Here is a 14,691-nt window from a genome sequence, read left to right on the forward strand (position 1 = left end):
CCACCCGCCCTGCGGCTGCCTGTAAACTCGTCGACGCCCTCGCCGCAGGGCACGCCCCTATAGCTCAGTTGGTAGAGCTACGGACTTTTAATCCGCAGGTCCCAGGTTCGAGCCCTGGTGGGGGCACCACGAACCGCCTGGCAACGGGCGGTTTTTGCGTTTCGCGAGCGTACGATCCGCTCCCCCACCCCGGCGCCATCTCGGCGCGCTGCGCCGGTACATCACGTCCGCGAGCCGATCCATGCGGCAGACGTTCTCACGTCACCCCGACGGCTCATGATTCCAGTCGGGCGCTGATTCCGTTGCCCGGGAACGGATATGGGTGATCTCCCGGCCAACCGTGCCTACGACCGCTCTTTCCATTTCCTTCCCCTCCAGATCAACCAGAAATATTCGTTGACACGAATATTCTTTTTGGAGAATACTTTAGCTATGGATCAGGTCATTTCCGCACTCGGCGACAACGCGCGGTGGCGGCTCGTCGAACTCCTCGCCGAGCGCCCCCGCTCGGTCGGCGAACTGGCCGGCCTCACCGGCCAGCGACAACCGCAGACCACCAAACACCTCCAGACGTTGGCCCGCGCCGGCCTCGTCACCGTTTTCCCGCTCGGGCAGCGCCGCGTCTACGCGCTCGAGGCGCAGCCACTGCGCGACCTCCGGGAGCGGGTCGATGACCTGATCTCGGCTGTCGAGGCGCACGCGGCCGACCGCGAGGCCCTCGCGAACTATCGCACCGCCATCGACCGCGAGGCCGCCGCCGCGGTGCGGCCGCACTGGGCAGACGGGCGCACCTACACCTTCGAGCGGGAACTGGCTGCCGCGGCCGCCCTCGTCTGGCAGTACTGGACCGACGCCGAGCTCCTCGCGGCCTGGTGGGCTCCGGTGCCGATGACAGTGGCCGCCTGCTCCATCACCCCGGAACCCGGAGGCTCGATCGTCGTCGAATTCGTTGATCCCGAGGGAGTTCGGTACCGCTCGGAGGGCTCGGTTGCCGTCGCGGTCGCGCCCGGCCGGCTCGTGTTCGAGCTCCGCGTACTGGACGACAACGGGCGGATCACCTTCACCGGTCACCACGATCTCGCCCTCACCACGGCCGGAGCCGGCACCAGGCTTCGGCTCGAACTCAGCATCTCCGCCACCGAGACCGAAGCCGCACAGCAGATCGCCGGGATCGAGACCGGCTGGGGCCAAGTCCTCGACAACCTCGCCGCCGCAATCCGCGCCGGCGACAGCACCACCCACACCGACAACAAGGGAGCACGATCATGACCGACACCGCCGCACGCTCGGTACGAGCAAATATCAACCTCACCCTCGACGGGCGCTACAACGGCCCCGGCGGACCGCACGACCTCGGGGCAATCGTTCCCTACGCGGCCACCGAGGTCGCCCGGGGCCATCTCACCCGTATCTGGGAAGGCGCCACGACCGCAGTGCTCGGCCGCGTGAACGCCGAGGGCTTCCTGGGCTACTGGCCGTCGGTGGCCGCCGACGAGTCCGCCGACCCGCGCGACCGCGGCTACGCCAAGTGGCTGCTGGACGTGGACAAGGTGGTGCTGTCGACAACGTTGACCGAATCACCCTGGGAGCGAACCCGTATCGTGAACGCCCCCGCCGCCGACGTCATCGACGACCTGAAGTCGACCGGAACGGGAGACATCCTCGTCAACAGCAGCGTCAGCGTCATCTCCGCCCTCCTCGCGGAGGACCTCATCGACAGCCTGCACCTCATGATCTGCCCCGAGATCACCGGTGGCGGGCAACGGCTCTTCCACGACGGGCTGCCCGGTTCGACATGGATGCTCCGTCAGCAGGAAGCCGGCGAGTCGGGCGAGATCGCGCTGATCTACGACCGCACCCGCTGACACCCCGGGTGCTTGCACCGACCCGGTCGACTGTGACCTGCGATACTCTGCACCACCCTGGATGTCGAAGTCCAAATACCGGGTTCGCTACAGTCAACCGGCTCGGCCAACCGCCGAGTTTCGGGGATGCGAATCAGGGGGAATTTGCATGAGTTCATCGTGCGCGCGCACAACATCACTCAAGCTGATCGCGGGAGCGGTCACTGTCACCGCTGCCGTGCAGTTCGGCCAGGTCGCAGGCGCGACCGCCGCGCCGGAGCCGGTCACACAACAGGCCGCTGCCGTGACGTCACAACTGGCGGCCGCTGCGGACCGGCAGGTGCCGACGGCGGTTCCGGCGGCCGAGATCGCGCGAGTGGCCGGTAACCGGCCAGGACTGTCATCGGCCGGCGCTGCCGACCGGGTAGTCGTCGTGCCGTCCGAGGTGGCGACCAGGGCGCCCAACGTCAACCCGTGGGCGTTCACGCCTGCCGACTGGCAGCGGATCGGCGCCGACGCGATGACCGGGGCTCAGGTCACGGGTTACGTCGTGCTCGTTCCGTTGCTGGCGTTCGAGACCGTCGCCCTCGCCGGTGGTGCAGTGGCAGGCGGCGTGATCGGTGCTGCGATCGGCGCGGGAATCGGCGGTCTCGCCGGCGGGATCGGTGCGATTCCGGGCGGCGTCATCGGCGCCGTCATCGGTGTTCCGGTCGGCTTCGTGGCGGGCGCGGCAGCGACCCTCGCGGTGAGCTGGACCGCGTCGGGGGTCGGCGCCGCACTGGGTGGCGTCGGAACCGCCATGTCGATTCACGATGAGAAGCTGGGCCTGCGAAAGGGCAACGGGGCCAAGACTCTCGGCACCAACAACCTCGGTATGCCGACGACCGCGCAGTGGGTCAAGACTCAGCGCGACGCGGAGCGGACGGTGCGCACGACGATCGACCAGACGATCAGCGACGCCAATGATCAGATCAACCGCACGATCGAGGACATCACGAAGGCATTGCCGAAGCTGCCCTGACACCGACGGTCTGCATGCGAGGTGCCTCAGGCCGATCGGCCTGGGGCACCTCGTTCTGAGGGACCCGATGTAGTCCGAATGCAATGGCTCGGTAATGCCGGGCAACTACCATGTAGCAAGTTCTGCCGACCCCGGATTTCCTCCGATGGGAGAGCCCATGGCACGACCGGACAGCACCGCCCCTGTCGCCGGGGAGCCCAACCCAGAGAAGGGCGGCTCCACCAGAACTGCCCTGTTGGGCGCGATGTTCCTGATGGCCACCAGTGCCGTCGGCCCCGGATTCATCACCCAGACCACCGAATTCACGATCGAACTGGGCGCCGCATTCGCCTTTGCCATCCTCGCGTCGATCGTCATCGACTTCGCCGTGCAGATGAATGTGTGGCGGGTGGTCGGGGTGTCCGGCATCCGGGCTCACGAGCTCGGCAACAAGGTGTTGCCGGGTGTCGGCTACGTGTTGGCGGGTCTGGTGGTGCTCGGCGGGCTGGTGTTCAACATCGGCAACACCAGCGGCGCCGGACTCGGCACCGACGCGATGTTCGGACTCGATCCGGAGATCGGTGGAGCGGTGTCGGCGCTGATCGCGATCGGGATCTTCCTGAGCAAACGTGCGGGTGTCGCGCTCGACCGGATCATCGTGGTGCTCGGCGCCGGCATGATCGTCATGACTGCCTACACCGCGATCGTGTCGAAGCCGCCGCTGGGTGAGGCGCTCAAGAACGCGGTCCTGCCCGAACAGATCGACTTCCTCGCGATCACCACGATCGTCGGTGGCACCGTCGGTGGCTACATCACCTACGCCGGAGCCCATCGGCTAATCGACAGCGGAATCACCGGGCCCGACAACGTCGGCCGAATCCAGGCCGGTTCGGTCTACGGCATCCTCGTCACGGGTGTGATGCGCACCCTGTTGTTCCTCGCCATCCTCGGCGTGACGGTCGGCGGGGCGCAACTGGCCGACGACAACCCGACCGCGTCGGCGTTTGAGACCGCGCTCGGCTCCATCGGCGGCGTGTTCTTCGGTGTCATCCTGTGGGCGGCATCGATCACCTCGGTCATCGGGGCGGCGTACACCTCGGTCACCTTCCTCACCACGTCGCGGACCTCGCGCCGGCGCCAGAACCTGCTGACGGTCGCCTTCATCGCGCTGAGTGCCGGCATCTTCGTCGTCATCGGGGCGGCACCCGTGGACTTGTTGGTCTTCGCCGGCGCATTCAATGGACTCATCCTGCCGATCGGTTTCACCGTGGTGGTCTGGGTGGCGTGGATGCGGCGCGACCTGCTGCGCGGGTACGCCTACCCGATGTGGCTGCGCCTCATCGGCCTCGCTGTCTGGGTGCTCACCCTGTACCTCGGATGGAAGTCGTTGAGCGGCTTGTCCGAGCTGTGGAGTTGATCTGATGCACACCGTCGACGGGCATCCGGGTGAGGTTCACCCGGCCTCGGCGCGCCGTCGGTTCGCCGCCGGGCTCGTGACCCCAACCTCTGGCTGGTCGGATGGTTACGCCCAGGCCAACCTGATCGCGGTCCCACAAGATCTCGCCTTCGACGTGCTCCTGTTCGCGCAGCGCAATCCGAAGCCGTGTCCCGTTCTCGATGTCCTCGAGCCCGGCGCCCGCGGTGGGCCGTTGCTGGGTGCGCACGGCGACGTGTGTACGGACATCCCGCTGTACCGCGTGTACGCCGATGGCCGCCTCGTCGCCGAGACCACCGACGTGGCGGATCGGTGGACGACGGACATGGTCGCCTTCCTGATCGGGTGCAGCTTCACGTTCGAGGCTGCACTGCTCGCGGCCGGGGTGCCGGTGCGACATATCGAACAGGGCACCAATGTGCCGATGTACCGGTCCAATCGGGACTGCCGACCCGCGGGGCGCATCGCCGGACCGCTCGTCGTGTCGATGCGGCCGATCCCGCCAGACCAGGTTTCCGACGCGGTGCGCATCACCTCCCGGTATCCGTCGGTGCACGGGTCCCCGGTCCATGTGGGTGATCCCCAAGCCCTCGGGATCGACGATCTGGACACACCGGACTTCGGTGACGCAGTGAGGTTCTCGCCCGGCGACATCCCGGTCTTCTGGGCGTGCGGTGTCACCCCACAACTGGCGGTGATGCAGGCTGCGCCGCCTCTGGCGATCGCGCACTCACCCGGTCACATGCTGATCACCGATCTCGCGGAGAGCGACCTCATCGCGCCCTGACGCGGATCCGGAATCAGACAACAACCGCGCGAATGCTTTTCGTCGTTCGCGAGCCTTAAGGGGCGACGCTGAGCCAGTCGGCGAAGCCCGACGGATCGTGACGACCGAGCGCGCCGTGTTCGAACAAGCCCCAGCCTTCCCGCACAGTTCCGTCGCTCTCGCGACACGTCGCCCGGCCGACGTGGTCGATGACGCCGAACGGAATCCGCCCCGCGACCGCGGGATCGTCCATGTCGTAGGTGAGGCGCTCGACGAACTTCTCACCGCGCCATACCCCGTGGGTCCAGTCCGCGTCACCGCCGTACCCCCCGCCCACATGGATCGGCACGCCGAGGCGCGATTCCACTTCCAGGACAACCGGATCGCCGGCAGATGTGGTGGCGGTGATCGTCGCCCCGGTGGGGATACGCGTACCCGACGCGTAATGGACGTCGATGCGGGGCCATCCGAGTTGTTCGACGCGACCGTCGCGCCACACCCGGGTGCAGTCGTTGAGGGAGCGGAACCCGTTGGGTTCCTCCTGGACGATGAGGACCAGTTGGAAATCGTCGAAGGCCATCGGGATGTAGAGCCACCACATGCCCTCGAACGGCGGATTGGCGGGCCGTCCCGCCGGCTCCGGTTCGCCGATGGGTCGGATACCCCACGATCGGTCTCGTGTCCCGATCCAGGTGTCCGGATCGACGTCGATCCGCTCGCCGTCGATGCTGATCGATCCACGCCACGAGCCGACCTGCGCGAACCGCTGGGCGTCGAGGGTGACCTTGGCCCCGGACCGCATGACGTGCGGCTGTTCGAGCACGGCGTCGAACAGCCCCTCCCACCTCAGATCGACTGCGATGCCCTCGGTCTCGTCGAGGGTGAGGTGCAACTCGCGCAGCGGTGCGTCGACGTCGAGGCGGTATCCACCGACGTGCGGGTTGAGTCGATCGTGGTCGATCGCGTCCGACAGGTGAACCGCGGTTTGGGTGTCGGTGTTGTCGCCGCGCCGACGGATCAGCACGAATGCGTCCTTGACCCCGAGGTTCGGGTAGTAGCCGATTCCGGTGATCAGGAAGATCTTCCCGGTGCGGTCGTGCGCGTTGAGGTAGGACCGGTCGTAGAAGTTCCGATTCGAACTCCCCGGCCAGGCAATGGGTTGCGGCAGTTGATGGATCGGATACTCGTCGAGTGGTCCGAGTGATTGCGCTCCGGTCATCGGTTACAGATCCTCCGCGATGAGTCGCTCGAGTAGGGCACGGTGATAGAAGAGGGTGGAGTCGATGTCCTCGGGCGGTTCCATCTCGCCGAAGTGGATGCGCCGGGCACCGGTCCGCATGAACACGCAGCACCACTGCACGGCGGCGAAGACGTAGAACCAGCGCAGATCGTCGAGTTCGACACCGGTGCGGTCGCGATAGGTTGTGCGGACATCGTCCTCGCGAAGGAACTCCGGCATGCCGGGGAGGTCGGCGAGGTGCACCAGCTCCTGGAACACCATGTGCGCGAATATCATCCAGGCGACATCGAGTTCGCGCGGGCCGATCCGACTCATCTCCCAGTCCAGCACGGCGGTGGGCGCGAAGTTCTCGTACATCACGTTGCCGATGCGAGCATCACCCCAGCACAGCACCGGTTCCCGGGCTGCCGCACGCTCCGGGAAATTGCGATCGAGCCACGCCAGCGCACGGTCGGCCAGGGGCGAGGGTCCGACTCCGGCGTCGCCGGGCGTCTCGCTGCCATGCACCGAGTATTCGTACCAGCTGCGCAGCCACGCGAGGTCGCGTCGGAGCGCGTTCGCGCCCTCCGGACGGGTGTCGTCGAGAAAGCCGAACTGTTCCTGCGGATTCGGGATCGCATGCAGGGAAGCAAGCAGCGCGACCGTCGAATCCTGCACGCGGCGTTGGTCGTCTGCGGAGGCGTCGGCGAGCCAGTTGTCGCCGAAGGTGTAGGGCATGACGTCGGGAGGCACGTCGCCGGTGCAGCGATCCATCAGGAAGAAGGGCACACCGAGCACGTCGCCGCTTGCCTCGAGGAAGCGGACTCGCGGGACGGGGACCTCGCTGCCCGCCGACGATTCGGCCACTCCGCGGATCACCTCGAACTGGTGATCCATCCGGTAGGTCGGGAACACCGGGATGTCGGTGTCGCGGGGCGCCATCCGCATCACCCAGAGCTCCTCGGCCTGTCCCCCGCCGACCGTCCAGCGCGCCGAGACCGGGATGGTCTCCGACGACATGCCGTTCGCGTCCTGCGCGGCTTCCGCGGTCACCGACGGCTCCGCGCCGTCGGGAAGATGGCCGGACAACCACTGCGCGAGGGCGTCGGGAAGTGATGTCGTGTCGCGGCCTGATCGCTGCAGGCGGTCCACCTGCCCGACTGTCGGTTCGGTGGTCATACCCATCGCCTCCTCAATAACGCTACGAAAGGTAGCGGTATTGGATCACGCGACGTGCGCCCGCTACGGCGATTCGGGGAAATCGGCGACCGGCGGTACCGCGGATGACGACACGGCGAGGATATGGTCATCGCGTGAGCGTGGTGGCCGATCCCGGCGCGGGCCGTCCCAGGGACACCCGCATCGATGCCGCCGTGCTGCACGCCGCGGCCGAGCTTCTCGTCGAGGTGGGATATCAGAAGGTGACGGTTGCGGCGATCGCCGATCGGGCCGGCACCACAAAGACCGCGATCTACCGCCGCTGGTCGGGAAAGGCCGAACTCCTCCACGACGTCGCCTTCGCCGAATTCACGACCATGCAGCCCTCGTCCGGCGACTTCGCCCACGATCTGCGAGCCATGATCACCGTTGCGAAGAACCTGTTCGCACGTCCCGTCACCCGTGCCGCGCTCGCCGGCCTGATCGCGGACATGGCCTCCGATCCAGCGCTGGCCGCCCGGGTACACGGCGGATTCGCCGACGTCTTCGGCGCCGTGCGCGAGCGTCTGATGGTCGCCGTCGAGCGCGGCGAGGTACACGCCGACATCGATCCGGACCGGCTGATCGAGGTGATGGGCGGATCGGCGATGTTGCGGATGCTCCTGGTCCCCGATGCCCGATTCGACGACTCCTGGGTCGAGCAGATGACGGCGATCATCTTGCACGGCGCGCTGCGCTGAGCACCGCCCCGCGAACCCCGTCACATTTCGGACAGACCTGCCCCTGCACCCCTTCCCGATGTGCAGCCAAAGGACCACAATATGTGGTATGAGTCACAATTTGCCGATCGCCGTCGGTGTTGACGGCTCCCCGATGTCCCTGGCAGCGGTGCGGTGGGCCGCCCGCACCGCGGCCGTTCACGACACCTCCCTCGACCTCATCGCCGCATCCCAGGCACCGCGGACACCCGTCATCGACCACGTGGTCCCTACGTCCTACTTCCGGGCGGCGCGCGAACGCCACGAACACGAGCTCACGGAGGCGATGCGGTTCGTCGAGAAGGAGGCGCCCGGGATCGAGGTCCGGCAGCATTTCGAGCAGAAGTCCAGTCGCAACGCCCTCCTGACCTGGGCGGCCCGCTGTGCCACGGTCGTGGTCGGCGCGCCGGGTCACGGGCGGGTCGCCGGAGCGCTCACCGGATCGGTGGCCGGCACGGTGGCTGCGCACGCCTCCTGTCCGGTGGCCGTGATCCGCGAGGAGGGCACCGAGACCGAGACCGACCGGATCACCGTGGGCTACGACGGGTCGGTCATCTCGCAACGTGCCGTCGAGGCGGCAGCCGACGAGGCATTCGCGCGCGGGAGCACCCTCACGATCGTGTCGGCGTGGGATTCATCCACGCTGGCACTGCACGGCGACGAGCACCTGCCGGCGGTCGACCTGATCGCGAACCGGCTCGGCGATGTGGCCGAATCGGTGAAGTCCCAGATGCCGAAACTGGATGTGACGACCGAGGTGATCGACGGCGACGCCAACGACGCGCTGACAGACTTATCGCGGTCGTCGGACCTGGTGGTGATGGGCAGCCGTGGCCGCGGCGGCTTCGCCGGGCTGCTGCTCGGTTCACGAGTCCAGCATGTCCTGCGCACCGCGCACTGCCCGCTGCTCATCGTCCACTGACTGCGAGCCGCGCCCCGGTTTCGGGTGCCTCGGTGGTCAGATCTCCGGAGCGCCGTGCAGATGATCGCGGTGTTTGTGGCTCTCGGCAGTCAGGTCGTCGAGATCCATCGGTCCGGTGACCGTGTCCGCGTCTTCCCAACACTCGATTCCGGTCACATCCGGCATCAGATCACGGGTGAAGACAGGGTCGCGTCCCTCCCTGCGCTGGCGCGTGTAGTCCTTCAGCAGCCGGAACGCGAGGCCGCTCAGCAAACCGATGGCAATCAGGTTGATCAGGGCCATCAGGCCCATGATGCCGTCGGCGAAGTTCCACACCAGATCCGCGGCCACCACCGAGCCACCGAGCACGGTGAGCATCGTGAGGACGCGATACGCGTTGAGCACAACCTTGCTGCCGGTGATGAACTCGATGTTGGAGTAGCCGTAGTAGTAGTTGCCCAGAATCGAACTGAACGCGAGCAGGAAGATGATCACCGAGAGTGCGGTGTTCGACCACGACCCGAGACTGTCTTCGAGCGCTCCCTGGGTCAGTGAGATGCCTTTCGACGCATCGGTCAGATCCGGCACCGACACGAGGATGATGAACGCGGTGATCGAGCAGATGAAGAACGTGTCGAAGTACACCCCGAGCGTCTGAACCAGCCCCTGCTTGGTCGGATGGGTCACCGCCGCGGTGGCGCTGGCGTTGGGCACCGACCCGAGCCCGGCCTCGTTGGAGAACATGCCGCGTTTGACGCCGGTCAGGACGATGTACCCGAAGGTGGCGCCGACGACCTCGTTGAAACCGAATGCCTCGGTGAAGATCTGGCCGACCACGTCGGGCACACGGTCGATGTTCATGATGACGACCGCGAGGCCGAGGATCAGATAGGCGAAGGCCATCAACGGAACGAGAAGCTGGGTGACCGAGGCGATCCGGCGTACCCCACCGAAGATGACAAGTCCCAGCAGGACAGTCAGCGCGAGCCCGATCAGCCAGAGCAGCGCTGTGTTGTCCTCGGCGTCGGCGGTCGTGGTGATTGTGTCGGCGATGGTGTTGGCCTGCAGCGAGCTGAATGCGAAGGGAAAGCAGACGATCAGGATGATCGCGAACAGGACGCCCATCCACCGGGATCTGAGGCCTCGCTGCATGTAATACGCGGGACCGCCGCGGAAACCGTCGGCATCACGGATCTTGAACAGCTGGCCCAGCGAGGACTCGATGAAGCTCGACGCGCCACCGACGAAGGCCATCAGCCACATCCAGAACACGGCCCCCGGACCGCCGACCGCGATCGCGGTGCCGACTCCGGCGATGTTACCGACCCCGACGCGCGATGCCGCCGAGATGGTGAAGGCCTGGAACGCCGAGACGGATTGCGGTTCACCGTCTGCCGTGCGCGGCGTCTTGTCGGTGAGCGTGCGGAACATCTCTGGAATCAGCCGGAACTGCACGACGCCGGACCGAATCGTGAAGTATGCACCGAGGCCGACGACCACAGGTAGGACAATCCATGTCCACAGATGATCGCCCCAGGTGAGCAGCCAGTCGTTGACAGCATCCATTGGGCGAGTATGCGCTCGACGCGGGATTGGTGCGTGGTTTGCACGCATCCGGTCATGTCGCAGCGTCCCGACCCCGGCCTTCGTGACGCCCGCTCCTCCGTCGCGCGCTCCTCAGGCAACGGGGGAAGGATCGGGCTCCTCAGGCAGCGGGGGCGAGCTTCTCAGGCGGCGGACGACGTCGATCGCTCGGAACACGCTGCGAGCCACCGACGGGTGGAGGATGATCGCAGCATGAGGGTCGCACTCTTCGCCACCTGCTTCAACGACACCATGTGGCCGGGCACCCCGAAGGCGACCGTGCTCCTGCTCGAACGCTTGGGGATCGACGTGGAGTTCCCGTTCGAGCAGACCTGCTGTGGTCAGATGTTCACCAACACCGGCTATGCCGACGAGGCCGTTCCCGGCGTCCGGCAGTTCGTCGACGTCTTCCGCTCCTACGACGCCGTCGTCGCGCCGTCCGGGTCGTGCGTCGGGTCGGTGCGCCACCAGCACCCGTGGATCGCGGACCGCACCGGTGACGCAGCGCTGCGGTCGGCGGTCGACGACCTGGTCCCGAAGGTGTTCGAACTGAGCGAGTTCCTCGTCGACCGACTCGGGATCACCGATGTCGGAGCGTATTTTCCGCACCGCGTCACCTATCACCCCACCTGCCACTCCCTTCGGATGCTGCGGGTCGGCGAGAAACCGCTGCGACTGCTGCGAGCGGTCAAGGGCATCGACCTCGTCGAATTGCCCGCGGCCGAACAGTGCTGCGGCTTCGGCGGGACATTCGCGATGAAGAACGCGGACACATCTGTCGCGATGGGCGCGGACAAATGCGTCAACGTCAAGCATTCTGGCGCCGAAGTTCTTGTCGCAGGCGATAACTCGTGCCTCGCCCACATCGGCGGGATGTTGACACGCGAACGCTCCGGCATCCGCACCATGCATCTTGCCGAGATCCTGGCCTCGACCGAGAAGGAGCCGGCGTGACCACCGCCCGACCGGACGCCCATCCACACGTCGGCGTGACGTCGAGTTTCATCGGTATGCCGAAGTTCCCGGTCGCCGCCCGGGACGAACTGGCCAACACCACCCAGCGCCGAAATCTTGCCCACGCCACCGGCATCATCCGCAACAAGCGGGCGGAAGTGGTCGACGAACTCGACAACTGGGAGGAGTTGCGCCTCGCCGCGGCGGCGATCAAGGACCGCACGCTGCGCCATCTCGACCGCCATCTCGAGGAGTTCGAGAAGAATGCGATCGCGGCGGGGGCGGTCGTGCACTGGGCCGCGGACGCCGAGGAGGCGAACCGGATCGTCATCGACCTCGTCCGTGCGGCCGGTGCGGACGAGGTGCTCAAGGTGAAGTCGATGGCCACCCAGGAGATCGAGCTCAACGAAGCACTCGCGGAAGCCGGGATCGATGCCTGGGAAACAGATCTCGCGGAACTGATCGTGCAGCTCGGCGACGATTGGCCCAGCCACATCCTGGTTCCGGCGATCCATCGCAACCGTGCCGAGGTCCGCGACATCTTCCTGCGGCGGATGGCCGAGGTGGGCCGGCCGGCCCCCGACGATCTCACCGACGATCCCCGCCGACTCGCCGAGGCCGCGCGACTTCACCTGCGCGAGAAGTTCTTACGCGCCAAAGTCGGGATCAGTGGGGCCAACTTCGCCATCGCTGACACCGGCAGTCTCGTCATCGTCGAATCAGAGGGCAACGGCCGGATGTGCCTGACCCTGCCCGAGACGCTGATCTCGGTGGTCGGCATAGAGAAGATCCTGCCCACATGGTCCGATCTCGAGGTGTTCCTGCAGGTACTGCCGCGCTCGAGCACCGGCGAACGCGAGAACCCTTACACCTCCATATGGACGGGAGTGTCCCCCGATGACGGACCCCGCGATGTCCACATCGTGCTGTTGGACAACAACCGCTCGACGGTGCTCGCCGACACCGTCGGCCGCGATGTCCTCCGCTGTATCCGCTGCTCGGCCTGCCTCAACGTGTGTCCGGTCTACGAGCGGGCCGGCGGCCACGCCTATGGATCGGTGTATCCCGGCCCCATCGGGGCCATCCTGACCCCGCAGCTGCGCGGCACCGGGTCTGCCGTCGACGCCTCGCTGCCGTTCGCATCGAGCCTCTGTGGTGCGTGTTCGGACGTGTGCCCGGTGCGTATCCCGATCCCGGAACTGTTGGTGCACCTACGAACTCGTGTCGTCGACGAGAAGCGCGGCGGCCTGCCGTCGGGTGAGTCGGCCGCGATGAAGGCGATGGCGTGGGTGTTCGGCAATCACCGGCGGCTGGAAGCGGCGCAGAAGGCGGCGACGTCCAGCAACCGCTTCTTCGGTCGCCGCTCCACCATCGGCGCGCTGCCCGGACCGTTGGCCGGGTGGAGTTCAGCGCGCGACATCCCCGTACCGCCCGCCGAAACATTCCGCGACTGGTGGAAACGCGAACGGGCCGAACGGAACCCGCGCGCGGATACGGAGTCGGACCGATGAGTTCGCGCGACATCATCCTCAACCGGGTGCGGTCGGCGCTCACCGACGTCGTCGACCCGGACCCGGCGGAGACGGTGATCGACTGGCAGTACGGCAGGCCCGTCGACACCGGCGACCTCGACGTGGTGGACCGCTTCGCGGAGCGGGTGGCCGACTATCGTGCCGTCGTCGACCTGGTCAGCCCCGACGAGCTCGCCGCCGCGGTGACCGCAGCACTCGCCAACGTCCGGGCACCGATCCTCGCCGACGATGTCGTACGCGATCGGCTGGCCACAGATCTGGACTGGCTCGACGACGACGCGCTCGGACCGGCCGAACTGGATGCCGCGGGCGCCGTGATCACCACGACCACCGTCGGCATCGCCAACACAGGCACCATTGTGCTCGATCACGGTGCGGGGCAAGGCCGTCGGGCGCTCTCCCTGGTGCCGGACGTGCACGTCTGCATCGTCGACGCCACGCAGATCGTCAGCGACGTCCCGGAGGCCGTTGCCCGGCTGGTCGACCTCGGTGTGGCACACCGGCCACAGACGTGGATCAGCGGTCCCAGCGCCACCAGTGACATCGAGCTCGATCGGGTGGAGGGCGTACACGGTCCGCGCACGCTGCACGTCATCGTCGTCAGGTGACGGACGTACCCTCCATCTGCTCGGGCCCGGCCGGTCGCAGAGTGGTGTCGTTCACCGCGTCGATCGCCTCGGTGAACGGCGGGATGAACCACCGGGCACCGAGGACACAGCAGGCGTGTCCGCCGTCGACCTCGAACCGACGTGCACCGGGTATCCCGTCGATCAGCAACTGCTGGCGTGCGGGCTCGACGACGCGGTCGCGAGTGGACACCACCACCGACGTCGGCACGTCGATCTCGCCGAGCCATGGCCGCGAATCGAAGGCTCCGAGTCCCTCCCCGAAATGGCCCATGTGCGACAACGGGGTGGACAGGAACTGACGCATCGCCCAGACCGTGGTGTGCGCGGAGGTGTCGTCGAGCCGAGCCGCCCGTGGTGCCGGCAGAACCCGGTACACCCCCGCCAGCACACGGGCCGTGCGATGCGACTGTGCCCGCCGATCAGGGTCGCGGGTGCTGAAGTACGGTCCGGTGGAACACAACACGAGACCACTGACGCGGCCCGGGTGGCGTCGCCATGCCAACTGGGCGATCCCGCCGCCCATCGAGAACCCCGCCGCGGTGAACCGGTCGATGCCGAGCGCGTCCGCGACGGCCACCGCATCGTCGGCGCAGTCACGCAGATCGAAGGTGTCCGAACGGATTCCGCGGCCATGCCAGCGCTGGTCCATGGTGACCACCCGGTACCGCCGGTTGAGTTCGGGGATCACCGGGTACCAGCACAGCAGTCCGGTCGTGAGCACCGAGTGCATCAGGAAGACCACCGGCGCGTCCCTGGGCCCCGAATCGGTGACGAACACCGGCCCCCGGTCGGGCAGCTCCAGCATCGAGCCGCTCGGGATGTCGCGGGCGGGATACGGCCGCAGGACGTGACCGAACGCGCGGCCCACGCCGCCGACGAACTCGAAACCCATGCAGACGACGGTACGCGCT

The 14,691-nt window shown here is 66.9% G+C and carries 14 protein-coding genes and 1 tRNA gene; 11 read left to right on the plus strand and 4 right to left on the minus strand.

Annotated elements, in window-relative coordinates:
- Positions 1–53: 53 nt before the first annotated feature.
- From VZC37_RS03335 to VZC37_RS03360, 6 genes are all read left to right on the plus strand, one after another.
- Positions 54–129 (plus strand) — tRNA-Lys (locus VZC37_RS03335).
- A gap of 303 nt (positions 130–432) precedes the next feature.
- Positions 433–1,269, plus strand: coding sequence for a metalloregulator ArsR/SmtB family transcription factor (locus VZC37_RS03340; RefSeq protein WP_330430982.1), 837 nt, complete (start codon positions 433–435; stop codon positions 1,267–1,269).
- Complete coding sequence (locus tag VZC37_RS03345) at positions 1,266–1,865, plus strand: dihydrofolate reductase family protein (RefSeq protein WP_330430983.1); 600 nt, start codon at positions 1,266–1,268, stop codon at positions 1,863–1,865. The genes VZC37_RS03340 and VZC37_RS03345 overlap by 4 nt, the downstream gene beginning before the upstream one ends.
- Before the next feature lie 148 nt (positions 1,866–2,013).
- Complete coding sequence (locus VZC37_RS03350) at positions 2,014–2,865, plus strand: hypothetical protein (protein ID WP_330430984.1); 852 nt, start codon at positions 2,014–2,016, stop codon at positions 2,863–2,865.
- 157 nt (positions 2,866–3,022) lie between these two features.
- Entirely contained in the window at positions 3,023–4,261 is a 1,239-nt protein-coding gene (locus VZC37_RS03355; RefSeq protein WP_330430985.1) for an NRAMP family divalent metal transporter, read from the plus strand.
- A gap of 4 nt (positions 4,262–4,265) precedes the next feature.
- On the plus strand, positions 4,266–5,066 hold the full coding sequence (locus tag VZC37_RS03360; RefSeq protein ID WP_330430986.1) for a putative hydro-lyase: 801 nt from the start codon (positions 4,266–4,268) through the stop codon (positions 5,064–5,066).
- Between the two features lie 55 nt (positions 5,067–5,121).
- On the opposite strand, the gene VZC37_RS03365 is transcribed toward VZC37_RS03360, so the two are convergent.
- Together VZC37_RS03365 and VZC37_RS03370 are read right to left on the minus strand one after the other, a co-directional pair.
- Positions 5,122–6,264, minus strand: coding sequence for an Rv3169 family protein (locus VZC37_RS03365; protein WP_330430987.1), 1,143 nt, complete (start codon positions 6,262–6,264; stop codon positions 5,122–5,124).
- Positions 6,265–6,267: 3 nt separating this feature from the next.
- Positions 6,268–7,443 carry a phosphotransferase family protein gene (locus tag VZC37_RS03370; RefSeq protein WP_330430988.1) on the minus strand — a complete coding sequence of 392 codons (1,176 nt, stop codon included), beginning with the start codon at positions 7,441–7,443 and terminating at the stop codon, positions 6,268–6,270.
- Between the two features lie 104 nt (positions 7,444–7,547).
- Here VZC37_RS03370 and VZC37_RS03375 point away from each other — a divergent pair, with 104 nt between their 5' ends.
- Both VZC37_RS03375 and VZC37_RS03380 read left to right on the plus strand, forming a co-directional pair.
- On the plus strand, positions 7,548–8,162 hold the full coding sequence (locus VZC37_RS03375) for a TetR/AcrR family transcriptional regulator (RefSeq protein WP_431309313.1): 615 nt from the start codon (positions 7,548–7,550) through the stop codon (positions 8,160–8,162).
- Positions 8,163–8,250: 88 nt separating this feature from the next.
- Positions 8,251–9,102 (plus strand): universal stress protein, encoded by an 852-nt coding sequence (locus tag VZC37_RS03380; protein WP_330430990.1) that lies wholly within the window; start codon positions 8,251–8,253, stop codon positions 9,100–9,102.
- Between the two features lie 36 nt (positions 9,103–9,138).
- On the opposite strand, the gene VZC37_RS03385 is transcribed toward VZC37_RS03380, so the two are convergent.
- On the minus strand, positions 9,139–10,647 hold the full coding sequence (locus VZC37_RS03385; RefSeq protein ID WP_330430991.1) for an alanine/glycine:cation symporter family protein: 1,509 nt from the start codon (positions 10,645–10,647) through the stop codon (positions 9,139–9,141).
- 231 nt (positions 10,648–10,878) lie between these two features.
- Here VZC37_RS03385 and VZC37_RS03390 point away from each other — a divergent pair, with 231 nt between their 5' ends.
- The 3 genes from VZC37_RS03390 to VZC37_RS03400 are packed head-to-tail and all read left to right on the plus strand — an operon-like array spanning position 10,879 to position 13,759.
- On the plus strand, positions 10,879–11,619 hold the full coding sequence (locus VZC37_RS03390; RefSeq protein WP_330430992.1) for a (Fe-S)-binding protein: 741 nt from the start codon (positions 10,879–10,881) through the stop codon (positions 11,617–11,619).
- Positions 11,620–11,675: 56 nt separating this feature from the next.
- A complete protein-coding gene (locus VZC37_RS03395) occupies positions 11,676–13,130 on the plus strand; it encodes a LutB/LldF family L-lactate oxidation iron-sulfur protein (RefSeq protein ID WP_330431695.1) in 1,455 nt (484 codons plus the stop codon).
- Positions 13,127–13,759: a LutC/YkgG family protein gene (locus VZC37_RS03400; RefSeq protein ID WP_330430993.1), complete on the plus strand. Its 633-nt coding sequence runs from the start codon at positions 13,127–13,129 to the stop codon at positions 13,757–13,759. Before VZC37_RS03395 ends, VZC37_RS03400 begins: the two co-directional genes overlap by 4 nt.
- On the opposite strand, the gene VZC37_RS03405 is transcribed toward VZC37_RS03400, so the two are convergent.
- The gene (locus tag VZC37_RS03405; RefSeq protein ID WP_330430994.1) at positions 13,752–14,672 is read right to left on the minus strand and encodes an alpha/beta fold hydrolase; all 921 of its coding nucleotides are present in this window, start codon (positions 14,670–14,672) and stop codon (positions 13,752–13,754) included. The two genes, VZC37_RS03400 and VZC37_RS03405, sit on opposite strands and share 8 nt — an antisense overlap.
- Between the last annotated feature and the right edge of the window lie 19 nt (positions 14,673–14,691).

This window comes from Gordonia sesuvii (assembly GCF_036350415.1).
Classification (GTDB): domain Bacteria; phylum Actinomycetota; class Actinomycetes; order Mycobacteriales; family Mycobacteriaceae; genus Gordonia; species Gordonia sesuvii.

Coding starts and splice junctions, on each gene's coding strand:
- VZC37_RS03340 (WP_330430982.1), top strand. CDS start 433: ATGGATCAGGTCATTTCCGCACTCGGCGACAACGCGCGGTGGCGGCTC.
- VZC37_RS03345 (WP_330430983.1), top strand. CDS start 1,266: ATGACCGACACCGCCGCACGCTCGGTACGAGCAAATATCAACCTCACC.
- VZC37_RS03350 (WP_330430984.1), top strand. CDS start 2,014: ATGAGTTCATCGTGCGCGCGCACAACATCACTCAAGCTGATCGCGGGA.
- VZC37_RS03355 (WP_330430985.1), top strand. CDS start 3,023: ATGGCACGACCGGACAGCACCGCCCCTGTCGCCGGGGAGCCCAACCCA.
- VZC37_RS03360 (WP_330430986.1), top strand. CDS start 4,266: ATGCACACCGTCGACGGGCATCCGGGTGAGGTTCACCCGGCCTCGGCG.
- VZC37_RS03365 (WP_330430987.1), bottom strand. CDS start 6,264: ATGACCGGAGCGCAATCACTCGGACCACTCGACGAGTATCCGATCCAT.
- VZC37_RS03370 (WP_330430988.1), bottom strand. CDS start 7,443: ATGACCACCGAACCGACAGTCGGGCAGGTGGACCGCCTGCAGCGATCA.
- VZC37_RS03375 (WP_431309313.1), top strand. CDS start 7,548: ATGACGACACGGCGAGGATATGGTCATCGCGTGAGCGTGGTGGCCGAT.
- VZC37_RS03380 (WP_330430990.1), top strand. CDS start 8,251: ATGAGTCACAATTTGCCGATCGCCGTCGGTGTTGACGGCTCCCCGATG.
- VZC37_RS03385 (WP_330430991.1), bottom strand. CDS start 10,647: ATGGATGCTGTCAACGACTGGCTGCTCACCTGGGGCGATCATCTGTGG.
- VZC37_RS03390 (WP_330430992.1), top strand. CDS start 10,879: ATGAGGGTCGCACTCTTCGCCACCTGCTTCAACGACACCATGTGGCCG.
- VZC37_RS03395 (WP_330431695.1), top strand. CDS start 11,676: ATGCCGAAGTTCCCGGTCGCCGCCCGGGACGAACTGGCCAACACCACC.
- VZC37_RS03400 (WP_330430993.1), top strand. CDS start 13,127: ATGAGTTCGCGCGACATCATCCTCAACCGGGTGCGGTCGGCGCTCACC.
- VZC37_RS03405 (WP_330430994.1), bottom strand. CDS start 14,672: ATGGGTTTCGAGTTCGTCGGCGGCGTGGGCCGCGCGTTCGGTCACGTC.